The organism is Cellulomonas palmilytica, assembly GCF_021590045.1.
GTDB classification, from domain to species: Bacteria; Actinomycetota; Actinomycetes; order Actinomycetales; family Cellulomonadaceae; genus Cellulomonas; species Cellulomonas palmilytica.
Genome location: NZ_CP062221.1, coordinates 1,595,185 through 1,617,617 on the forward strand (window position 1 = coordinate 1,595,185; position 22,433 = coordinate 1,617,617).

Consider the following 22,433-nt stretch of genomic DNA (forward strand, 5'->3'; position numbering starts at 1 on the left):
GGTGGCGGGCGTCGGCCGGCTCAGCGGGTCAGAACGCGCGTGTGATCATGGCGCGCTTGACCTCCTGGATCGCCTTGGTGACCTCGATGCCGCGCGGGCAGGCCTCGGTGCAGTTGAAGGTCGTGCGGCAGCGCCACACGCCCTCCTTGTCGTTGAGGATCTCCAGGCGCTGCGCGCCGCCCTCGTCGCGGCTGTCGAAGATGAACCGGTGCGCGTTGACGATCGCCGCCGGGCCGAAGTACTGGCCGTCGGTCCAGAACACCGGGCACGACGACGTGCACGACGCGCACAGGATGCACTTGGTCGTGTCGTCGAACCGCGCGCGCTGCTCGGGCGACTGCAGCCGTTCCTTGCTCGGCTCGTTCCCCGTGGTGATGAGGAACGGCATGATCTCGCGGTAGGACGCGAAGAACGGCTCCATGTCGACCACGAGGTCCTTGATCACCGGCAGGCCCTTGATGGGCTCGACCGTGATCGGCTTGCTCGGGTCCAGGTCCTTGAGCAGCGTCTTGCACGCGAGCCGGTTGCGGCCGTTGATCCGCATCGCGTCCGAGCCGCAGATCCCGTGCGCGCACGAGCGGCGGAACGTCAGCGAGCCGTCGTGCTCCCACTTGATCTTGTGCAGCGCGTCCAGCACGCGGTCCGTGCCGTGCACCTCGAGCTCGAACTCGTCGAACCGCGTGACGGCCGTGCCGTCGTCGGCGGGCAGGTGACGCAGCACGCGCAGGGTGACCGTGAACGACGGCACGGCACCGGCCTTGGCGGGGGCGTCCTCGAGCGTGGCAGTCATCAGTACTTACGCTCCATCGGCTGGTAGCGGGTCACGGTGACGGACTTGGAGCCGAGCACCAGCTGGTAGTCGTCGAACGTCTCGACGTGGTGGAACGAGCCCTCCGCGTCGCCGTCGGTGACGGGGGCGTCGAGCGGGCGACGGTAGGCCATCGTGTGCCGCATGAAGCCCGCGTCGTCGCGGTCCGGGAAGTCCTCGCGGAAGTGGCCGCCGCGCGACTCCTCGCGGTTGAGCGCGCCGACGACGACCGTCTCGGAGATGTCCAGCAGGAAGCCGAGCTCGACGGCCTCGAGCAGGTCGGTGTTGAACGTGCGCGACTTGTCCTGCACGGAGACCGCCTGGAACCGCTTGCGCAGCGCCTTGATGTCGGCGAGGGCCTGCGCGAGCGACTCGGCCGTGCGGAACACCTGGGCGTTCGCGTCCATCGTCTCCTGCAGCGCGCGGCGGATGTCCGCGACGCGCTCGCCGTCCGGGCGCGTGCGGATCGTCTCGAGCTCGTCCTCGACGACCACCGCGGGGTTCTCCGGGAGCTCGACGAACGACGCGTCCGCGGCGTACGCGGCGGCCGAGCGGCCGGCGCGCTTGCCGAACACGTTGATGTCGAGCAGGGAGTTGGTGCCCAGGCGGTTCGAGCCGTGCACGGACACGCACGCGACCTCGCCGGCCGCGTACAGGCCCTTGATGACGTCGCGCTCGTTGCGCAGCACCTCGCCCTCGATGTTCGTGGGGATGCCACCCATCGCGTAGTGCGCGGTCGGGTACACGGGGACGGGCTCGGTGTACGGCTCGATGCCGAGGTACGTGCGCGCGAACTCGGTGATGTCCGGGAGCTTCGCGTCGATGTGCGCGGGCTCCAGGTGCGTGAGGTCGAGCAGCACGTAGTCCTTGTTCGGCCCCGCGCCGCGGCCCTCGCGGACCTCGTTCGCCATGGACCGGGCGACGATGTCGCGCGGCGCGAGGTCCTTGATCGTCGGGGCGTAGCGCTCCATGAAGCGCTCGCCGTCGGCGTTGCGCAGGATGCCGCCCTCGCCGCGGGCCGCCTCCGACAGCAGGATGCCCAGGCCCGCGAGGCCCGTCGGGTGGAACTGGAAGAACTCCATGTCCTCGAGCGGGATGCCGCGGCGGTACGCGAGCGCCATGCCGTCGCCCGTGAGCGTGTGCGCGTTCGACGTGGTCTTGAAGATCTTGCCCGCGCCGCCCGTCGCGAACACGACGGCCTTCGCCTGGAAGACGTGGATCTCCCCGGTCGCGAGCTCGTACGCGACGACGCCCGAGACGTTGACCTCCTCGCCGTCGGGCACGTGGCCCGCCGCGAGGTCGTGGTCCACGAGCAGGTCCAGCACGTAGAACTCGTTGAAGAACTCGACGTCGTTCTTCACGCACTGCTGGTAGAGCGTCTGCAGGATCATGTGACCCGTGCGGTCCGCGGCGTAGCACGCGCGGCGCACGGCGGCCTCGCCGTGGTTGCGCGTGTGGCCGCCGAACCGGCGCTGGTCGATGCGGCCCTCGGGCGTCCGGTTGAACGGCAGGCCCATCTTCTCGAGGTCGAGCACCGCGTCGATGGCCTCCTTGGCCATCACCTCGGCGGCGTCCTGGTCGACCAGGTAGTCACCGCCCTTGACGGTGTCGAACGTGTGCCACTCCCAGTTGTCCTCCTCGACGTTGGCGAGGGCGGCGCACATGCCGCCCTGTGCCGCGCCGGTGTGGGAACGCGTGGGGTAGAGCTTGGAGATGACGGCGGTGCGCACGCGTGTCGAGGACTCGAGGGCGGCGCGCATCCCGGCGCCGCCCGCGCCGACGATGACGACGTCGTACTGGTGCGTCTGCATGAGGGTCAGGGCTTCCTTCGGGGCGTCAGGCGGTGCAGAACGAGGGCAGCAGGTCCAGCGGCGCGTCGGCCGGGCACGCGTCGAACGTGAAGATCACGAGCGTGCCGAGGACGACCACGATGACGAACGCGAAGTACAGCAGGCCCTTGAGCACCAGGCGGGTGGTGTCCTTGGACGCGTAGTCGTTCACGAGCGTGCGCATGCCGTTGGTGCCGTGGATCATCGCGAGCCACAGCATCAGCAGGTCCCAGACCTGCCACAGCGGCGACGCCCACTTGCCGGCGACGAACCCGAAGTCGATCGCCGAGATGCCCTCGCCGTCGACGAGGTTCATGAACAGGTGCCCGAAGATCAGCACGATCAGCAGTGCGCCGGAGGCGCGCATGAACACCCAGCCGTACAGCTCGGTGTTGCCGCGCGTGGTCAGGCGCGACGGACGGGCGCGCGGCGGGCGAGGGGCCTTGGGGTCGGCGATCGTCGTCATCACTCACCCCCGAAGACGTGCATGAGGTGCCGCGGCAGGAAGCCCGCCATGGTCACGACGAACAGGCCGATCACGACCCAGAGCATGACCCGCTGGTACTTCGGGCCCTTGGCCCAGAAGTCCACGAGGATGATCCGGATGCCGTTGAAGGCGTGGAACACGATCGCCGCCACGAGGCCGGCCTCGCCGAGTCCCATGACCGGGTTCTTGTACGTGCCGATGACCTCGTTGTACGCCTCGGGCGAGACGCGCACGAGCGAGGTGTCGAGCACGTGGACGAGAAGGAAGAAGAAGATGGCGACGCCGGTCACGCGGTGCGCGACCCACGACCACATTCCTTCACGCCCGCGGTAGAGGGTGCCGACGGGCGCCTTCTTCCTCGCCGGGGGCGAGGCGGGCGCGGTGGGCGCTGCGGACACGGGAAGTGCCTCCTGGCGAGTCAGGGGGTGGGACGGCCTCGTCCCTGGGTGTTTCCCCTCACTGTATAGACCCCCCCAAGGCCGATCGCACGGGGCTGGGCCCAAGGTCCTGCCTGTGAGAAAGTCCACAGACTGGGACGACGAGGGTCGATCGCGGGGGCTTGTGCCCGGTTGTCCCCGCCCCCCCCGCGCGGGTCGGTCGCGCACCCGGCTCGACCGTCGGCTCGACGGTCGGCTCCCGCGGCCGGGGGCGGCCGACGGGCTCGGGCTAACCTGTCGCGCATGTCCGATACCGCCGCACCGTCGTCCGGCCGCATCCCCGGTTTCCACGCCGTCGTCCCCGCGGGCGGGGCCGGTACGCGCCTGTGGCCGCTGTCGCGCGCGGGCCACCCCAAGTTCCTGCTCGACCTCACGGGCTCGGGCCGCACGCTGCTGCAGGCCACCGTGGACCGGCTCGCGCCGCTCACGGGCGAGTCCGGGGTCGTCGTCGTGACGGGCGTGCGGCACGCGCGGGCCGTCGCGGAGCAGGTCCCCACCCTCGGCGCAGGCGAGGACGGCGGGCGGCTGCTCGTCGAGCCTTCTCCGCGCGACTCGATGGCGGCGATCGGGCTCGCCGCGGCCGTGCTGCTCGAGCGGCACGGCGAGGACGTCGTGATCGGCTCGTTCGCCGCGGACCACGTGATCGACGGGACGCAGGCGTTCGAGCGCACGGTGCGCGAGGCCGTCGCGGCCGCGCGCGAGGGGTTCGTCGTGACGATCGGCATCACCGCGACGGGTCCGTCGACCGCGTTCGGCTACATCCGGTCGGCCGACGACCTGGGGGTCGCGGACGCGCCGAGCGCGCGGCACGTCGCGGGCTTCACCGAGAAGCCCGACGCGCAGACCGCCGCCGAGTACCTGGCAACCGGCGACTACCGGTGGAACGCGGGCATGTTCGTCGTGAAGGCCGCGGTCCTGCTCGACCACCTGGCGCAGCAGATCCCGGCGCTCGCTGCGGGCCTGCGCGAGATCGGCGCCGCGTGGGACACCGCCGAGCGCGACGCCGTGCTCGAGCGCGTGTGGCCGGGGCTGACGAAGATCGCGATCGACCACGCGATCGCCGAGCCGGTCGCCGCGGCGGGCGGCGTGGCCGTCGTGCCGGGGGACTTCGGGTGGGACGACGTGGGCGACTTCGCGTCGCTCGCGGAGCTGCTGCCGTCGGCGACGCTCGGCGACGACGCCGCCGTGCTGCGCGTCGGGTCGGACGACGCGTTCGTCGTGCCGGCCGCGGGACGCACGGTCGCGGTCGTCGGGCTCGCCGACGCGGTCGTCGTCGACACGCCCGACGCGCTGCTCGTGACGACGCGCGCCCACGCGCAGCAGGTCAAGTCGGCCGTCGACGGCTGGCGCGCGGCGGGCCGCGAGGACCTGCTCTGACCCGACGCGTGCGCGCTCGCGGACACCTCGGGCAGTGCCGCAGCGGGCGGGGATAACCTCGCCACGTGCCCACCTCGTCGTCCGTCGTCGTCCCGTCGCTCGACTCGCTGCGCCCGGCGCCCACGTCCGCGCCGGTGCTGCGCCTGACGCGGCTGATGGACTCGCTGCGCGACGAGCTCGTCGAGATCCGCCGTGACCTGCACGCGCACCCCGAGCTCGCCCGCACCGAGGAGCGCACGACGCGCGTGGTCGCCGAGCGGCTGCGCCTCGCGGGGCTGACGCCGCACGTGCTGCCGGGCAGCGGGCTCGTGTGCGACATCGGCCCGTCGCACGCGCAGACCGGACGCGGGCGGATCGCGCTGCGCGCCGATCTCGACGCGCTGCCCGTCACCGACGAGTGCGGGCTGCCGTGGCACTCGACCCACCGGTCGGTCGCGCATGCGTGCGGCCACGACGTGCACGCGACCGTCGTGCTCGGCGCGGGGCTCGCGCTCGCGGAGCTCGCCGCCGCGGGCGAGCTCGCGACCGGCGTGCGGCTCGTCTTCCAGCCGGCCGAGGAGGTGCAGCCGGGCGGCTCGCTCGACGTGATCGCGGCGGGTGCGCTCGACGGCGTGTCCCAGATCTTCGCGGTGCACTGCGACCCGAAGGTCGACGTCGGTCAGGTGGGCACGCGCATCGGACCCATCACGTCGGCGAGCGACGAGGTCACGGTCGTGTTCTCGGGTGCGGGCGGGCACACGTCGCGCCCGCACCTCACGGGCGACCTGGTGTTCGCGCTCGCGCAGGTCGTCACGCAGGTCCCCGCGATCCTCGGGCGCCGGCTCGACCCGCGCTCGGGCGTCAACCTCACGTGGGGCGCGGTGCAGGCCGGCGTCGCGCACAACGTCATCCCCGGCACCGGGACGGTGCGCGGCACGCTGCGCTGCCTCGACGTGCGCGCGTGGGAGGCGGCGTCGCAGGTGTTCCACGACGCGGTCGAGCAGGTCGTCGCGCCGTACGACGTCGAGGTCGAGATCCGCCACCAGCGCGGCGTCCCGCCGGTGGAGAACGACGAGCGTGCCACCGGTGTGCTCGAGGCGGCCGCGCGCGACGTGCTCGGACCCGACTCGGTGAACCTCACCGAGCAGTCGCTCGGGGGTGAGGACTTCGCCTGGTACCTGACGAAGGTGCCGGGCGCGATGGCGCGCCTGGGCACCCGCACGCCCGGGGGCCGGACGTACGACATCCACCAGGGCGACCTCGTGGTCGACGAGCGCGCGGTCGAGGCCGGTGCGCTGCTCCTGGCGCGTGCCGCGGTGGTCGCGGGGACGCCGCGCACCTGACGTCCTGTGGCTGCGTCCTGCGCGGCGTCCTGCGTCGCGTCCGGATCGTCTCGGTCGGGGTGGACCCGCACGGGTTGACACGAGTGACCCCCGGCGTCCGGAAGGTCCGTCACGGACCGGTCCGCGGCGGCCGCATCGTGAGACGGCACGTCCGTCACCTGGGCTGATGTCCCAACTCGGTAACGGAACCTGCAGCGATACTCGCCGGTAACATGCGCGTCATCCGGCGCTCACTAGAGTCCGAACCATCGACCGGCCCGTGCGACCTCGCCGTGCACCCGCCGCGCAGCGACCGCACGTGCCCCGCACGTGCGCCCCTGAGCGGCCCGTTCCCCCGAGGCGCAGGGTCGGTGCTCTGACGAGAACCCAGGAGACACGCGTGAAGAAGCTCATCCGTGTGGCCGCGCTCAGCGGGGCGGTCGCCCTCGCGCTCACGGCCTGTGGCAGCGCCCCCGACGACGACGACACGACGCCCGGGGCGGGGGCGACCGGCGGCGAGACCACCGCGGCCGCGCCCGAGGAGGTCGACTTCAAGGCCTGCATGGTCTCCGACTCCGGCGGCTTCGAGGACAAGTCGTTCAACCAGTCCGGTGCCGAGGGCCTGCAGCGTGCGGCCGACGAGCTGGGCGTCCAGATCAACATGGTCGAGTCGACCGCGGCGACGGACTTCACGCCCAACATCGACCAGATGATCGCGGACGACTGCGACCTCATCATCGGCGTCGGCTTCCTCCTCGAGGACCCGATCCAGGCCGCGGCCGAGGCGAACCCCGACGTGCACTTCGCGCTCATCGACTCCTCGTTCAGCGACGCCGAGTTCAACCCGGTGACCCTGGACAACGCCAAGCCCCTGCTGTTCAACACGCAGGAGGCCGCGTTCCTCGCCGGCTACGTCGCCGCGGGCACGAGCACCACGGGCACGGTCGCGACGTTCGGCGGCATCCAGCTGCCGTCGGTCTCGATCTTCATGGACGGCTTCGCCGACGGTGTCGCGCAGTACAACACCGACGCCGGCAAGACGGTCAAGGTGCTCGGCTGGGACAAGGACAAGCAGACCGGCTCGTTCACGGGTGACTTCGAGAACCAGTCGAACGGCCAGAACCTCGCCAAGGGCTTCATCGACCAGGGCGCGGACGTCATCATGCCGGTCGCGGGCCCCGTGGGCCTCGGCGCCGCCGCCGCCGCGAAGGACGCCGGCGACGTCGCGTTCATCGGCGTCGACGCCGACTGGTTCCTCACCGCCCCCGACTACTCGGGCATCGTCCTGACCTCCGTCATGAAGGAGATCGGCGCGGCCGTCTTCGACACGGTCAAGGAGTCGGCCGAGGGCAGCTTCTCCGCCGAGCCGTACGTCGGCACGCTGGAGAACGGTGGCATCGGCATCGCGCCGTTCCACGACTTCGACTCGAAGGTCTCCGACGAGGTCAAGACCCGCGTCGAGGAGCTCAAGCAGCAGATCATCAGCGGTGAGCTGAAGGTCGAGTCGCCGAGCCAGAACTGACGGTGACGACGGTGGCCCGGGCGGGTGCCCGGGCCACCGTCGTGCCCTGCGGCTAATCTGCACAGCAACGACGCGAAGGAGCGTGACCTCGTGAAGCTCGAGCTGCGGGGCATCACCAAGCGGTTCGGCGCGCTGGTGGCGAACGACCACATCGACCTCGTGATCGAGCCCGGCGAGATCCACGCCCTGCTCGGCGAGAACGGCGCCGGCAAGAGCACCCTCATGAACGTCCTCTACGGGCTGTACGACCCGGACGAGGGCGAGATCCTGCTCGACGACACGACACGCACGTTCGTCGGACCCGGCGACGCGATGGCGGCCGGGATCGGCATGGTGCACCAGCACTTCATGCTCGTGCCGGTGTTCACGGTCGCGGAGAACGTCGCCCTCGGGCACGAGCCCGTCAAGGGCGGCGGCATCCTCGACCTCGCGCAGGCCCGCCGCACGGTGCGGGAGATCTCCGACCGCTTCGGGTTCGACGTGGACCCCGACGCGCTCGTCGAGGACCTGCCCGTGGGCGCGCAGCAGCGCGTCGAGATCATCAAGGCGCTCTCGCGCCGCGCCGAGGTCCTCATCCTCGACGAGCCCACCGCGGTCCTCACGCCGCAGGAGACCGACGAGCTGATCGCGATCATGCGCCAGCTCAAGGAGTCGGGCACGTCCATCGTCTTCATCACGCACAAGCTGCGCGAGGTGCGCGCGGTCGCCGACAAGATCACCGTGATCCGCCGCGGGAAGGTCGTCGGCACCGCCGAGCCCACCTCGACCGAGACCGAGCTCGCGTCCCTCATGGTCGGGCGCTCGGTCTCCCTCGGCGTCGACAAGGCCCCGGCCCGACCGGGCGAGGTCGGCCTCGAGGTGAGCCACCTGACCGTCATCGACCCCGCGGGCGTCCGCCAGGTCGACGACGTGAGCTTCGACGTCGCGCGCGGCGAGATCGTCGCGATCGCCGGCGTCCAGGGCAACGGGCAGACCGAGCTCACCGAGGTGATCCTCGGCCTGCAGAAGCCCGTCACCGGGTCCGTGCGGCTCGACGGCGCCGACCTGGTCGGCCGCAGCGTCAAGGAGGTCCTGCGCGCGGGCGTCGGGTTCGTGCCCGAGGACCGCACGGTCGACGGGCTCGTCGCCGAGTTCTCCGTCGCCGAGAACCTGGTCCTCGACCTGCACGACGAGGAGCCGTTCGCCAAGGGCGTGCAGATGGACCTCGCGAAGGTCCGCGCGAACGCCGAGCACCGCACGGTCGAGTTCGACGTGCGCACCCCGTCGATCGAGGCGGCAGCAGGCACCCTGTCGGGCGGCAACCAGCAGAAGGTCGTGCTCGCGCGCGAGATGAGCCGCCCGCTGCGGCTGTTCATCGCGTCGCAGCCCACGCGCGGCCTCGACGTCGGGTCGATCGAGTTCGTGCACAAGAGGGTCGTCGCGGAGCGCGACAACGGCACCCCCGTGATCATCGTGTCCACCGAGCTCGACGAGGTGCTCGCGCTGGCCGACCGGATCGTCGTGATGTACCGCGGGCGGATCGTCGGCACCGTGCCCGGCGACACCGACCGCGACGTCCTCGGCCTGATGATGGCGGGCGTGCCGCTCGCCGAGGCCCAGGTCCAGGCGGCCACGCACCACACGGCGCTGGGCGAGGCGGACCTCGTGGCCGACGCCGCCCCCGACGTCCCGGCCGCCGACGACGCGCAGCAGGACCCCACCCAGGAGGCAGACCGGTGAGCACCACGCCGCCACTTCCCGACGCGCAGGTGCCGCCGCCGGCGGACGCGGGCACGCCGGCCGTCACGACGACGAAGGAGCAGCCCGAGCCGCGCAGCAGCACGGTGCTGCGGGAGATCCTGTCGAGCGGGTGGCTCGTCACGGTCCTCGCGGTCGTGCTCGCGCTCGTCCTGTCGGGCCTGCTCATCGCCGCGGCGGACGAGGAGGTCCAGAAGGCCGCCGGCTACTTCTTCTCCAAGCCGATGGACACGATCAGCGCCGCGTGGGACGCCGTGTCCAGCGCGTACGTCGCGCTGTTCCACGGTGCGGTGTACGACCCGAGCAAGGACACGTTCGCGGCGTCGATCAAGCCGCTGACGGAGACGATGACGACGTCGGTGCCGCTGATCCTCGCGGGACTCGGCCTCGGCATCGGGTTCCGCGCCGGCCTGTTCAACATCGGTGCGCAGGGCCAGATCATCCTCGGCGCGATCGGTGCCGGGTGGGTCGCGTTCCACCTCGACCTGCCGCCCGTGCTGCACCTGCTCGTCGCGATGCTGGCCGCAGCGGTCGCCGGTGGTCTGTGGGCCGGGATCGCGGGCTTCCTCAAGGCGCGCACGGGTGCGCACGAGGTGATCGTCACGATCATGCTCAACAACATCGCGATCTACCTGGTCGCGTACCTGCTGACGACGTCGGTGCTGAAGAACCCCGGCAGCACCAACCCGATCTCGCCGCCCGTGCCGGGCTCGGCGCAGTACCCGGCGCTGCTGGGCGGGCAGTTCCGCCTGCACGGGGGCTTCGTGGTCGCGGTGCTCGCGGCGGTCTTCGTCTGGTGGCTCATGAGCCGCTCGACCATCGGTTTCAAGTTCCGTGCGGTGGGCTCCAACGCGCACGCCGCACGCACCGCCGGCATCTCGGTGAACTCGTCGTACGTGTGGGTCATGGTCGTCGCGGGCGCGCTCGCCGGCCTCGGCGGCTCCGCGCAGGTGCTCGGCACCGACAAGGTCCTCACGGCCGACGTGGCCGCCAGCTTCGGCTTCGACGCGATCACGGTCGCGCTGCTCGGCCGGTCCAAGCCGCTCGGCACGTTCTTCGCCGGTCTGCTGTTCGGCGCGCTGCGTGCGGGCGGGTTCGCGATGCAGGCGCGCACGGGCACGCCGATCGACGTCGTGCTCGTCGTGCAGTCGCTCGTCGTGCTGTTCATCGCGGCGCCGCCGCTGGTCCGCTCGGTCTTCCACCTGCCGGCCCCTGGCAGCAAGCGCGAGCGCACGCCCCGCGCGACGACGAAGGAGGTGGCCGCGTGAGCGCCCCGACGACCGACCGTCCGACGCCCTCGGGCGCCGCGCCGGTTCAGGCCAAGCCGCTGCCCCCGATCTCCTGGAAGGCCCCGATCGGGTACGGCGTCGTCGGCGTCCTGTCGCTCGTGCTGTTCGGGCTGCTGCCCGACGGCGGGCAGGACTCGACGTTCACGGTCTCGACGAGCAAGGACTTCGTCACGATCGACCCGATCACGGTGCCGTCCAAGCTCACCGCGATCGTCCTGTCGCTCGTCGCGATCGCGCTCGCCGCGTACTCGTACTGGGCGACCAGCCGGCGCCGGAAGGTCGGCGTGTGGCTGCCGATCCTGTTCGGCATCGCCGTCGTGCTGGCTTTCCTCACGTGGGCCGACGCCGGCAAGGCGTCGCCCATGCCGCTCACGGGTCTGCTGCAGGGCTCGCTGTTCCTCGCGATCCCGCTGGTGTTCGGCGCGCTCGCGGGCACGCTGTGCGAGCGGTCCGGCATCGTCAACGTCGCCATCGAGGGCCAGCTGCTCGCGGGCGCGTTCCTCGCGGCGGTGGTCGCCTCGATCACGCAGTCCGCGTACGCGGGCCTGGTCGCCGCGCCGATCGCCGGTGCGCTCGTCGGTGCGCTGCTCGTGCTGTTCTCGATCCGCTACGTGGTGAACCAGATCATCGTCGGCGTCGTGCTCAACGTGCTGGTCGTCGGCGTGACCAGCTACCTGTTCTCCACGGTGCTGAAGAACGACGCGGCCACGTTCAACTCGCCGCCGAAGCTGCAGTCGATCGACATCCCGGTGCTGAGCCAGATCCCGGTCGTCGGGCCCGTGCTGTTCCGGCAGACCGCGCTGGTCTACGTCATGTACGTCGTCGTGATCCTGCTGCAGGTGTTCCTGTTCCGCAGCCGCTGGGGCCTGCGCCTGCGGTCCGTCGGCGAGCACCCCAAGGCCGCGGACACGGTCGGCATCAAGGTCAACCGCACGCGCATGCGCGCCACGCTGCTCGGCGGCGCGGTCGCCGGTCTCGGCGGTGCGTTCTTCACCGTCGCGGCGGGCCTCGCGTTCGGCAAGGAGATGACCGGTGGCAAGGGGTTCATCGCGCTGGCCGCGATGATCCTCGGCCGGTGGAACCCCGTCGGGGCGCTCGCCGCCGCGCTGCTGTTCGGCTTCTCCGACAACCTGCAGGTGGTGCTCGGCATCATCGGCACTCCCATCCCGTCGCAGATCATGCTCATGACGCCGTACGTCGTGACGATCTTCGCGGTCGCCGGGCTCGTCGGCCGGGTGCGCCCGCCGGCGGCCGAGGGCATCCCGTACGTCAAGTGAGGCAGGCAGTGCAGTGACGCAGGCAGAGGTGGACTGGGACGCGCTGCGCGCGGTCGCCACGGAGGCGATGGGCAAGGCGTACGTCCCGTACTCGAGGTTCCCCGTCGGGGCCGCCGCGATCGTCGACGACGGTCGCGTGGTCTGCGGGGCGAACATCGAGAACGCGAGCTACGGCGTCACGCTGTGCGCGGAGTGCTCGCTGGTCTCGGCGCTCGTCATGTCGGGCGGCGGTCGGCTGGTGGCGTTCACGTGCGTGGACGGGCACGGCAACGTGCTCATGCCGTGCGGGCGCTGCCGCCAGCTCCTGTTCGAGCACGGCGGCCCGGGTCTCGTCCTGGAGACCGTCTCGGGCATCCGGACCATGGACCAGGTGCTGCCCGACGCGTTCGGGCCCGCCGACCTGGAGGAGCGGGCATGAGCGAGCAGTTCGACGCGGTCGACGTCATCGTCGCGAAGCGTGACGGGCGGCGGCTGAGCGACGCGCAGATCGACTGGGTCATCGACGCGTACACGCGCGGCGTGGTGGCCGACGAGCAGATGTCCGCGCTCAACATGGCGATCCTGCTCAACGGGATGGACCGCGCCGAGATCGCGCGGTGGACCGCCGCGATGATCGCGTCGGGCGAGCGCATGTCGTTCGCGGACCTCGGCCGGCCGACCGCCGACAAGCACTCGACCGGCGGCGTGGGCGACAAGATCACGCTGCCGCTCGCGCCGCTCGTCGCGGTGTTCGGCGTCGCGGTGCCGCAGCTCTCGGGCCGCGGACTGGGCCACACGGGCGGCACGCTCGACAAGCTCGAGTCCATCCCCGGCTGGCGGGCCGCGCTCAGCAACGACGAGATGATGCGCCAGCTCGCCGACGTCGGTGCGGTCATCTGCCAGGCCGGCTCGGGTCTCGCACCCGCGGACCGCAAGCTGTACGCGCTGCGCGACGTCACAGGCACGGTCGAGGCGATCCCGCTGATCGCGTCGTCGATCATGAGCAAGAAGATCGCCGAGGGCACGGGCTCGCTCGTGCTCGACGTCAAGGTCGGCTCGGGTGCCTTCATGAAGGACCTCGACCGCGCGACCGAGCTCGCGCGCACCATGGTCGAGCTCGGCACCGACGCGGGCGTCACGACCGTCGCGCTGCTCACCGACATGTCGACGCCGCTGGGTCTCACCGCGGGCAACGCGCTCGAGGTCCGCGAGTCCGTCGAGGTGCTCGCGGGCGGGGGACCGGCCGACGTCGTGGAGCTCACGCTCGCCCTGGCGCGCGAGATGCTCGACGCCGCGGGCCGCCCCGACGCGGACCCGGAGGCGGCGCTCGCCGACGGTCGCGCGATGGACGTGTGGCGCCGCATGATCGCCGCGCAGGGCGGCGACCCGGACGCGACGCTTCCGGTCGCCCGCGAGACGCAGGACGTGGTCGCGGAGGCCGACGGCGTGCTCACCACGCTGGACGCGTACGCGGTCGGCATCGCGGCGTGGCGGCTCGGTGCGGGCCGCGCGCGCAAGGAGGACCCGGTGCAGGCCGGTGCGGGCGTGCAGATCCACGTCCGACCGGGCGAGCGGGTCACCGCGGGCCAGAAGCTGCTCACGCTGCACACGGACACCCCGGAGCGGTTCGCCCGCGCGCGCGAGGCGCTCGACGGCGGCGTCGTCGTCGACCCCGCCGGGACGCCCGGCGCGGGGCCGCTGGTGCTCGGCCGCATCACCGCCTGAGAGCCGCCGGACCGGCTCCTGACCAGGGCCGAAGGCCCACTGGCGGCGGGCAGGGCACGGGAGAAGGATGGGCAGGACGACCCGGCGACGAGGAGGACGCGATGAGCACGCTGCCTGGACCTGACGCCTGGCGAGACGCGGGGCTCGAGCCCGCGGACCCGGCCGTCCCCGCCCGGCTGACCGACGACGAGACAGACCGGCCCACCGACGCGCCGGACCCGGAGGAGTACGTGCCGGACTTCGCGCGGCCGGACCGTGACGGCGCCGCCGACGAGGCGGACGTCGTCGAGCAGGACACCGAGGTCCCCCTGGACGACGACGAGGACGAGGCGTGACGAAGAAGAAGGACGAGAAGCAGCACGAGCAGAAGGACGAGCCGGCCGGCGAGCAGCCGGGGGAGCAGGCGGGCGTCGCCGACGAGGCGGTGCGGGCGCTCGTCGGCCTGATCCCCTCCCTGCCGAAGGTGCTGCTGCACGACCACCTCGACGGCGGGCTGCGCCCCGCGACGATCGTCGAGCTGGCCGCGCAGGTCGGGCACGAGCTGCCCGCCACGGATCCCGACGAGCTCGCGGCGTGGTTCGTCGACGCGGCCTCGGCCGGGTCCCTGGAGCGGTACCTCGAGACGTTCACGCACACCGTCGCGGTGCTGCAGACGGCCGACGCGCTGCGCCGGGTCGCGCGCGAGGCGGTGCTCGACCTCGCCGCGGACGGCGTCGTGTACGCCGAGCTGCGCTACGCGCCCGAGCAGCACCTGGCCGGCGGGCTGAGCCTGCAGGACGTCGTGGACGCCGTGCGCGCGGGTGTCGACGAGGGCGTCGCGCAGGTGCGCGAGGCCGGCACACCGATCCGCGCGCAGACCGTGCTGTGCGCGATGCGCCACCTCGACCGGTGGGCGGAGGTCGCCGAGCTGGCGATCGCGAACCGTGACGAGGGTGTGGTCGGGTTCGACCTTGCCGGGCCTGAGGACGGGTTCCCCGCGTCCGCGCACCCCGAGGTGTTCGCGATGCTGCGCAGGGCGCACCTGCCGTTCACGCTGCACGCGGGCGAGGCCGCGGGCGTCGGGTCCGTGTCCGACGCGGTCGCGGAGGGCGCGCTGCGCCTGGGCCACGGCGTGCGGCTCGTCGACGACGTGAGCGCCGACGACCTGGGCGACCGGTTCGGGACGGTCGCGCACTGGGTGCGCGACCAGCGCCTCGCGCTCGAGGTCTGCCCGTCGTCGAACGTCCAGACGGGCGCCGCGGCCTCGGTCGCGGAGCACCCCGTGACGCGGCTGCGACGCCTCGGCTTCGCGGTGACCGTCAACACCGACAACCGGCTGCAGTCCGGCACGACGCTCGGCCGCGAGCTCACGCTCCTGGTCGAGCAGGCCGGGTGGACGCTGCACGACCTGGAGGACGTCGCGGTCACCGCGGCCGCGCAGGCGTTCCTCCACCACGACGAGCGCGCCGCGCTCATCGACCAAGTGATCCGGCCCGCGTACGCCGCGGCCCGGGGAGGAAGGCACCGCGCATGACCCACGACCCGCTCGACGCAGCGGCCCTCGCCCAGTTCGTCGACCACACGCTGCTCAAGCCCGAGGCCACCCGGGCGGACGTCGACGCGCTCGTCGCCGAGGCGGCCCGCCTCGGCGTGTACTCGATCTGCGTGTCGCCGTCGTTCCTGCCCGTCGACGTCTCGGGTGCGCCCGGGCTGAAGGTCGCCACGGTGTGCGGCTTCCCGTCGGGCAAGCACCACAGCGAGGTCAAGGCCGCCGAGGCCGCGCGTGCGGTCGCGGACGGCGCCGACGAGGTCGACATGGTGATCGACGTCGGCGCGGCCAAGGAGCAGCGGTTCGAGGACGTGCAGGCGGACATCGCCGCGGTGCGCGCCGCGATCCCCGCGCCCGCGGTGCTCAAGGTCATCATCGAGTCCGCCGCGCTGACGGACCACGAGATCGTGCACGTGTGCAAGGCCGCCGCGGCGGCCGGCGCGGACTTCGTCAAGACGTCCACGGGCTTCCACCCGGCGGGCGGTGCGTCGGTGCACGCGGTGCGCATCATGGCCGACACGGTGGGCGGCCGCCTGGGCGTCAAGGCGTCCGGCGGCATCCGCACCGCGGGCGACGCGCTGGCGATGATCCAGGCGGGCGCGACGCGCCTCGGCCTCTCGGGCACGGCGGCGGTCCTCGCGGGCCTGGAGTCCGAGTCGGCCTACTGAGCCGACCCGCTCGCGCGACGGGTGGAGAAACGCTCACCAGGCGAGCGGTTCTCCACCCGTCGCGTCTCAGGCGATGCCGAGGGCCTGCCGGACGTCGGCCGCGACCGCGTCCAGGCGCTCGCGCGCGTGGTGGCGGGCCTTGCCCACGGCGGCGTCGTCCGCGTCGGGGAGGACCGGCTCGATGACCTCGAGGTAGCACTTCACCTTGGGCTCGGTGCCCGACGGGCGCACGACCACGCGCGTGCCGTCCGCGGCGTCGAGCCGCAGCCCCTCGGTCGGCGGGAGGCCGCCGCGCTCCTCGTCGGTGCCGCGCGCGAGGTCGACGACGCGCGTCACGGCCGCCCCGCCCAGCGTCGTCGGCGGCTCGGCACGGACCCGCCCGACGGTCGCGGGGATGGCCGCGAGGTCGTCGTAGCGGGCCGACACCTGGCCGGTGAGGTACAGGCCGTGCGCGCGCGCCAGGTCGTCAAGCGCGTCGACCAGCGAGCTCCCGGACGCCTTGAGCCGCGCGGCGAGGCCCGCGACGAGCAGCGCGGCGGAGATGCCGTCCTTGTCACGCACCGTCCCGGGCGCGACGCAGTAGCCGAGCGCCTCCTCGTAGCCGAACACGAGCCCATCGACGCGCGAGAGCCACTTGAAGCCCGTGAGCGTCTGCACGTGGCGCACGCCGGCGGCCTGCGCGATCTGCGCGAGCTGCCGCGAGGACACGATCGAGCTCGCGAACGCCGCCTCGGGGTCGAGCGGACCGCCGTCGGCCGCGAGGCGGTCGGCCATCGCCTGGCCGAGCAGCGCGCCGGTCTCGTCGCCGTGCAGCATGCGCCATCCCTCGGCGGCCGCGGTGTCCGGGCCGCGGTACGCGCGCGCCCGCGGGTCCTGCACCGCGACGGCGCACCGGTCGGCGTCCGGGTCGAGCGCGATCACCAGGTCCGCACCCTCGTCGGACGCCAGGCCCAGCGCGAGGTCGATCGCACCCGGCTCCTCCGGGTTGGGGAACGCGACCGTGGGGAACCGGCCGTCAGGCTCGGCCTGCTCCGGGACGACGAGCACGTCGGTGAACCCGGCCTCGGCGAGCACCCGCTGCGCGACCGCCCCGCCCACGCCGTGCAGCGGGGTCAGGACGATCTTGAGGTCCCCGGCCACCGCGCGCGTCGTCGGGTCCGCGAGCCGCAGCGTCGCGTCCACGTACGCGTCGACGACGTCGTCGCCCAGCACGGTCCAGCCGTGGTCGGCCCGCGGCACCGACGCGACGGACGGCACCCGCGCGATCTCGGCGGCGATCGCCGCGTCCGCGGGCGGCACGATCTGCGCGCCCTGGCCGCTGTCCGTCACGACGCGTCCGCCCAGGTAGACCTTGTAGCCGTTGTCCTGCGGCGGGTTGTGCGACGCGGTGACCATGACACCCGCGTCGGCGTCGAACCGGCGCACGGAGAACGCGAGCAGCGGGGTCGGCAGCGGGCGGGGGAGCAGCAGCACCTCGATGCCGACGGCCGTCAGCACGGACGCGGTGTCCCGTGCGAGCTGCTCGGACTTGCGACGCGCGTCGTAGCCGACGACGACGCGCGGCGGCGGCGTGAGGCCGTCGAGCTCGCCCAGCAGGTAGTCCGCGAGTCCGGACGCGGCGCGGATGACGACCGCGTGGTTCATCCGGTGCGGGCCGCCCGCGATCGCGCCGCGCAGCCCCGCCGTGCCGAACTGCAGCAGGCCGGAGAACCGGTCGGCGAGCTCGGCGCGCGCGTGCCTCGCGGCGCGCAGCACCGTGAGCTGCTCGAGGTCCGGCTCGGCGCCCTCCTGCAGCCCGGGCGGTGACTCCTGCGCGAGCCGCAGCAGCTCGCGCAGCTCGTCCGCCGTCTCGGGGTCCGGGTCGTCGGCGATCCATGCCTCGACCCGGGCCTTGAGGTCCTCCCACGCGTCGTCGGCGCTCATGGCTCCCAACGTACTGACCAGTACGGCTGCGCACGAACCGAACGTCCCGCCCCGCCGCGCGGCGCGCGCGGTAGCGGCTCGCGAGGTCCGGTCAGAGGCGCCGGATGATGTCGGCGAGCAGCGCGCTGATGCGCGGACCGGCCGCCAGACCCGCCTCGAGGACCTCCTCGTGGGACAGCGGCTGCTCGCTGATGCCGGCCGCGAGGTTCGTCACGAGCGAGATGCCCAGGACCTCGAGCCCCGCCTGGCGCGCCGCGATCGCCTCGAGCGTCGTCGACATCCCGACGAGGTCACCGCCGAGCCGCCCGGCCATCCGCACCTCGGCGGGCGTCTCGTAGTGCGGCCCGCGGAACTGGACGTACACGCCCTCGTCGAGCGACGGGTCGACCTCGCGCGCGAGGCCGCGCAGACGCGCGGAGTACAGGTCGGTGAGGTCGACGAACGTCGCGCCCTCCAGGGGCGACGTCGCCGTGAGGTTGAGGTGGTCGCTGATGAGCACGGGCGTGCCCGGGCCCCACGCGGGGTTGAGGCCCCCGCAGCCGTTGGTCAGGACGACCGTCGTCGCGCCCGTGGCCGCGGCCGTGCGCATCCCGTGCACGACGCGCCGCACGCCCTTGCCCTCGTACAGGTGCGTGCGCGAGCCCAGGACCAGCGCGTGCCTGCCCGTGTCGCCGATGCGCACCGAGCGGATCGTGCCGACGTGGCCGTGCACCGCCGCGGCCGAGAACCCCGGGACGTCGGTGCTCGCGACCTCGGCGACCGTCTCGCCCAGCAGGTCGGCCGCGCCACCCCAGCCCGAGCCGAGCACGAGCGCCACGTCGTGGCGCGCCACCCCCGTCGCCTGCGCGAGGTGCTCCGCGGCCGCGCGGGCCACGTCGAACGGGTCGGTGGTCGGGTCGTCGAGGTCCAGGACGTCGCTCATGACGAGAACGCTAACCCTCGTCGTACCCGGTGACGCGTCCGCGGCGCGCGGGACGTGCCGAGCCTCACGCGGGTGCTCACCAGGAGGTGGGGGCGGTGACCGGGCAGAATTGCCGACGTGAGCACACCCCCCGGCACCAACGCCCTGCCCGACACCCGCGTCGTCATCGTCGGGGGCGGCCCCGGAGGCTACGAGGCCGCCCTCGTCGCGCGGCGCCTGGGCGCGGACGTCACGGTCGTCGAGGAGAAGGGGCTCGGCGGGTCCGCGGTGCTCACGGACGTGGTCCCGTCCAAGACGCTCATCGCGACCGCGGAGTGGATGACGATCGCCGACCGCGCGCCCGAGCTCGGGATCCGCAGCGGCCTGAGCCAGGACCACGGCCACCACATCGACCTCGGCGCCGTGAACACGCGCGTCAAGGCGCTCGCGGCCGCGCAGTCCGCGGACATCCGCGGGCGCCTGGAGAAGGAGGGCGTGCACGTCGTGCTCGGCCGCGGGCGGCTCGACGGCCCGCAGCGCGTCGTCGTCGACCTCGTCGACGGCGGCGGCGAGAGGACGCTGGACGCGGACGTCGTGCTCGTCGCGACCGGCGCGCGCCCGCGCGAGCTGCCCGAGGCGCGACCCGACGGCGAGCGCATCCTCACCTGGACGCAGCTGTACGACCTGCCCGCGCTGCCCGAGAAGCTCGTCGTCGTCGGCTCGGGCGTCACGGGTGCCGAGTTCGCGGGCGCGTACACGTCGCTCGGCGCGGACGTCACCCTCGTCTCGTCGCGCGACCGCGTGCTCCCCGGCGAGGACGGCGACGCCGCCGAGCTCATCGAGCAGGTGTTCAAGCAGCGCGGCATGACGGTGCTGTCGCGCTCGCGGGCCGCGGGCGCGCGCCGCACCGCCGACGGGGTCGTCGTGACGCTCGCCGACGGGCGCGAGGTCGAGGGCACACACGTGCTGTTCGCGGTCGGGTCGATCCCGACGACGAGCGGGCTCGGCCTCGAGGAGTCGGGCGTGCGTCTGTCGCCGTCGGGGCACATCGAGGTCGACAAGGTCTCGCGCACGAGCGTGCGCGGCGTGTACGCGGCGGGCGACGTCACGGGCGTGCTGCCGCTCGCGTCGGTCGCGGCGACGCAGGGGCGTATCGCGATGTCGCACGCGCTGGGCGACGCGGTCATGCCGCTGTCCCTGCGCGCGGTCGCGGCGAACATCTTCACCGCGCCCGAGATCGCGACCGTCGGCTACTCGGAGCAGCGCCTCCAGGAGGAGGGGCTCGCGTACGAGGTCAGCACGCTGCCGCTGACCCGCAACCCGCGGGCGAAGATGCTCGGCGTGCGCGAGGGCTTCGTCAAGATCTTCGCGACCCGCGGCGCGGGCATCGTGCTCGGCGCGGTGCTCGTCGGGCCGCGCGCGTCGGAGTCGGTGTTCCCGCTCGCGCTCGCGATCACGCACCGCCTGTCGGCCGACCAGGTCGCGCAGGTCATCACGGTGTACCCGTCGATGTCCGGCACGCTCGCGGAGGTCGCGCGCACGCTGCACCACCGCGCGGCGGACTGACGCGCCGCCGGTTCAGGGGATCGTCACGCGCACGACGAGCGGGAAGTGGTCGCTCGTCGTGACGTCGGTCAGCACGTCCGCCGACGCGAACGCGACCTGCTGGCCGAACACCCAGTCGATCCGCTCGGCGGGCGCGTCCGACGGCGACGTCAGCACGTCCGGGTCGCCGACCTCGTCGACCGCGCTGACCCAGCCCGCATCGGTGAGCAGCTCGATCTCCGGCCAGCCGGGCTGGGCGTTGAGGTCGCCGCCGAGCACGCTCGGCCCGGTGACGGGCTCGGCGTCGAGCAGCGTCGCGAGCTGGTCGAGGCGCGTCGGGGTGTTCTCGGCGCGGTGCTGCAGGTGCACCGACGTCACGCGCACGGTCTCGCCCGCGGCGGTCGTCACGGTCGCAGAGACCGCCGAGCGGCCCTGCGGCCCGGCGCCGTACGGGAGCACGGTCACCGCGACGTCCGTCAGGCCCGAGCGGGCCAGCACCGCGTTGCCGAACTGGCGGTCCGCGGCGGGCGCGTACTCGACGGTCATGCCGAGGCGCCGCGCGAGCCACGTCGCCATGTCCGCGCCGCCGCCCAGCACCCAGCCACGCTCGACCTCCTGGAGCAGCACCACGTCGGCGCCCGCGTCCTCGATGGTCGCCGCGGCGGCCTCGAGGTCGACGCCGCCGAACGGCGAGACGCCGTAGTGCAGGTTCCAGCTCACGACCGTGAGCTCGTCGCCTGCGGCCCGCGCGGGCACGTCGGAGCCGTGCGTGCTCGTCGTCGACGGCACGAGGCCGACGAGCGCGAGCACGACCGGCGGGACGAGCAGCAGGCGCGAGGCGCGCACGCGCGCGGGCTGCTGCAGCTCGGGCTCGGGCTGCGTCCCCGAGGGCAGCGGCGTGCGGTGGTGCAGACCCGTGACCGCGACGACCACGGCGGCGGCGACCAGCACGTACGCGTTGTCGAACGGCAGCGGGACGTCGTAGTCGATCATGTAGCCCAGCAGCGGCACGATCACACCGAGCCCGGCGAGTGCCGCGGCCCCCGCGGCGCGCCACGTCCCGAGCGGCGCGGGACGACGCACGGACAGCGTCCCGACGAGCACGACGGCGAGCACCACGTCCAGCACGACGACGGCGACGAGCGCGGCGACGCCCGAGGCGAGCATCGCGAGCGCGACGGCCACGACGACGAGCACGGCGGCCCCGACGCGCACCGCACCCGGCCAGCGGTCGGGCCGCAGCAGCAGCCAGCCGCCCAGCCCGGTCGCGGCGACCACCGCGACCCCGGCCCAGCCGAGCGCGATGCCGGACTGCGACGCGAGGAACGCGGGGTTCGCGCCGATCATCACGGCGATCGCGAGGAACGGCCCGACGGCCCACAGCCGGCGCGGGCAGCTCGTCGCGGGGGCGCCCGCTCCCGTGCCGCCGGCCGTGACGCGGAACGCGGCCAGCGGCGCGAGCGCGACGACGACCGCGACGACCCACCCGACCCACGACGAGCGCCACACCGCGTCCCACGTGCCCAGCAGCACCTGCAGCCCCGCGGACAGCCCGCAGCCGACGACGAGCCCGAGCGCGGCGTGCCGCGGGCCGGACGTGCGGCCCGCGACGAACGCGGTCGCGAGGACGAGCACGCCCACGGCCCAGGCGACGGACACCAGCCCCAGCCAGTACCGCGCGTCGCCGTCGAGCGCCTGCAGCACGACCCGCAGGACCGCCAGGACGGCCGCGCCCGCGATCACCGTGCGGCCGCTCGGGATCCCGCCCGGCGCGCGCGTGGCGAGCAGCAGCCCGCCCGCGACGAGCCCCGCGGCGGCGTAGGTGGCGAGCGCGGTGACGCCCACGGTGACGACGCCCGACGCGAACGCGTGGTCGAGCAGCGGGCCGCTCGCGCGCACGAGCTCGAGCGTCGCGACGACGAGCGCCGCGAGCAGCCAGACGCGCGTCGGGGTGCCGTCGTCCGGCGGGCGGGCCGTGAGGCCGTCGGGGGTGCGTCCGTCGTCGGAACCCGGTGCACGCTCCTCGTGCGTCTCGTCGCTCGTCACGGGCCGAAGGCTACGCGCCGCCGCTGCCCACGGCCGTCGCGGGACGCACGTCCC

The 22,433-nt window shown here is 73.2% G+C and carries 19 protein-coding genes; 12 read left to right on the top strand and 7 right to left on the bottom strand.

Going from position 1 to position 22,433, the window contains the following annotated elements; all coding sequences use genetic code 11:
* Positions 1-28 precede the first annotated feature (28 nt).
* Genes F1D97_RS07410 through sdhC form a run of 4 tightly spaced genes read right to left on the bottom strand, consistent with a single transcriptional unit; the run spans position 29 to position 3,438 of the window.
* Positions 29-790 (bottom strand): succinate dehydrogenase iron-sulfur subunit, encoded by a 762-nt coding sequence (locus tag F1D97_RS07410; RefSeq protein ID WP_236123205.1) that lies wholly within the window; start codon positions 788-790, stop codon positions 29-31.
* Positions 790-2,619, bottom strand: a complete 1,830-nt coding sequence (gene sdhA, locus F1D97_RS07415; RefSeq protein WP_236123206.1) for a succinate dehydrogenase flavoprotein subunit — start codon at positions 2,617-2,619, stop codon at positions 790-792. Before sdhA ends, F1D97_RS07410 begins: the two co-directional genes overlap by 1 nt.
* A gap of 25 nt (positions 2,620-2,644) precedes the next feature.
* Positions 2,645-3,103, bottom strand: coding sequence for a succinate dehydrogenase hydrophobic membrane anchor subunit (locus F1D97_RS07420; RefSeq protein WP_236123207.1), 459 nt, complete (start codon positions 3,101-3,103; stop codon positions 2,645-2,647).
* Positions 3,103-3,438 (bottom strand): succinate dehydrogenase, cytochrome b556 subunit, encoded by a 336-nt coding sequence (gene sdhC, locus F1D97_RS07425; RefSeq protein WP_232514820.1) that lies wholly within the window; start codon positions 3,436-3,438, stop codon positions 3,103-3,105. Before sdhC ends, F1D97_RS07420 begins: the two co-directional genes overlap by 1 nt.
* 366 nt (positions 3,439-3,804) lie before the next feature.
* On the opposite strand from sdhC, the gene F1D97_RS07430 reads away from it, so the two are divergent.
* The 11 genes from F1D97_RS07430 to deoC all read left to right on the top strand — a co-directional run bounded on the left by F1D97_RS07430 (position 3,805) and on the right by deoC (position 15,964).
* Complete coding sequence (locus F1D97_RS07430) at positions 3,805-4,938, top strand: mannose-1-phosphate guanylyltransferase (protein ID WP_236123208.1); 1,134 nt, start codon at positions 3,805-3,807, stop codon at positions 4,936-4,938.
* Between the two features lie 155 nt (positions 4,939-5,093).
* On the top strand, positions 5,094-6,260 hold the full coding sequence (locus tag F1D97_RS07435) for an amidohydrolase (RefSeq protein ID WP_236123521.1): 1,167 nt from the start codon (positions 5,094-5,096) through the stop codon (positions 6,258-6,260).
* A 379-nt stretch (positions 6,261-6,639) separates the two neighbouring features.
* Positions 6,640-7,761, top strand: a complete 1,122-nt coding sequence (locus tag F1D97_RS07440) for a BMP family lipoprotein (RefSeq protein WP_236123209.1) — start codon at positions 6,640-6,642, stop codon at positions 7,759-7,761.
* 90 nt (positions 7,762-7,851) lie between these two features.
* Positions 7,852-9,480: an ABC transporter ATP-binding protein gene (locus tag F1D97_RS07445; RefSeq protein ID WP_236123210.1), complete on the top strand. Its 1,629-nt coding sequence runs from the start codon at positions 7,852-7,854 to the stop codon at positions 9,478-9,480.
* The gene (locus tag F1D97_RS07450) at positions 9,477-10,766 is read left to right on the top strand and encodes an ABC transporter permease (RefSeq protein WP_396022566.1); all 1,290 of its coding nucleotides are present in this window, start codon (positions 9,477-9,479) and stop codon (positions 10,764-10,766) included. The genes F1D97_RS07445 and F1D97_RS07450 overlap by 4 nt, the downstream gene beginning before the upstream one ends.
* A complete protein-coding gene (locus F1D97_RS07455) occupies positions 10,763-12,064 on the top strand; it encodes an ABC transporter permease (protein WP_236123211.1) in 1,302 nt (433 codons plus the stop codon). The genes F1D97_RS07450 and F1D97_RS07455 overlap by 4 nt, the downstream gene beginning before the upstream one ends.
* 67 nt (positions 12,065-12,131) lie before the next feature.
* Positions 12,132-12,482 (top strand): cytidine deaminase, encoded by a 351-nt coding sequence (locus F1D97_RS07460; RefSeq protein ID WP_236123523.1) that lies wholly within the window; start codon positions 12,132-12,134, stop codon positions 12,480-12,482.
* A complete protein-coding gene (locus tag F1D97_RS07465) occupies positions 12,479-13,768 on the top strand; it encodes a thymidine phosphorylase (RefSeq protein WP_236123212.1) in 1,290 nt (429 codons plus the stop codon). Before F1D97_RS07460 ends, F1D97_RS07465 begins: the two co-directional genes overlap by 4 nt.
* Before the next feature lie 101 nt (positions 13,769-13,869).
* Positions 13,870-14,103, top strand: a complete 234-nt coding sequence (locus tag F1D97_RS07470) for a hypothetical protein (protein WP_236123213.1) — start codon at positions 13,870-13,872, stop codon at positions 14,101-14,103.
* Positions 14,104-14,192: 89 nt separating this feature from the next.
* Positions 14,193-15,281, top strand: coding sequence for an adenosine deaminase (locus tag F1D97_RS07475; protein WP_236123524.1), 1,089 nt, complete (start codon positions 14,193-14,195; stop codon positions 15,279-15,281).
* Complete coding sequence (deoC, locus tag F1D97_RS07480; RefSeq protein WP_236123214.1) at positions 15,278-15,964, top strand: deoxyribose-phosphate aldolase; 687 nt, start codon at positions 15,278-15,280, stop codon at positions 15,962-15,964. Before F1D97_RS07475 ends, deoC begins: the two co-directional genes overlap by 4 nt.
* 66 nt (positions 15,965-16,030) lie before the next feature.
* On the opposite strand, the gene F1D97_RS07485 is transcribed toward deoC, so the two are convergent.
* Both F1D97_RS07485 and F1D97_RS07490 read right to left on the bottom strand, forming a co-directional pair.
* Positions 16,031-17,887, bottom strand: a complete 1,857-nt coding sequence (locus tag F1D97_RS07485) for a phospho-sugar mutase (RefSeq protein WP_236123215.1) — start codon at positions 17,885-17,887, stop codon at positions 16,031-16,033.
* A 91-nt stretch (positions 17,888-17,978) separates the two neighbouring features.
* A complete protein-coding gene (locus F1D97_RS07490) occupies positions 17,979-18,809 on the bottom strand; it encodes a purine-nucleoside phosphorylase (protein WP_236123216.1) in 831 nt (276 codons plus the stop codon).
* A 117-nt stretch (positions 18,810-18,926) separates the two neighbouring features.
* Here F1D97_RS07490 and F1D97_RS07495 point away from each other — a divergent pair, with 117 nt between their 5' ends.
* Positions 18,927-20,354, top strand: coding sequence for an NAD(P)H-quinone dehydrogenase (locus tag F1D97_RS07495; RefSeq protein ID WP_236123217.1), 1,428 nt, complete (start codon positions 18,927-18,929; stop codon positions 20,352-20,354).
* Between the two features lie 12 nt (positions 20,355-20,366).
* Here the strand turns inward: F1D97_RS07495 and F1D97_RS07500 are convergent, their stop codons facing one another.
* A complete protein-coding gene (locus F1D97_RS07500) occupies positions 20,367-22,379 on the bottom strand; it encodes an endonuclease/exonuclease/phosphatase family protein (RefSeq protein WP_236123218.1) in 2,013 nt (670 codons plus the stop codon).
* Positions 22,380-22,433: the final 54 nt, after the last annotated feature.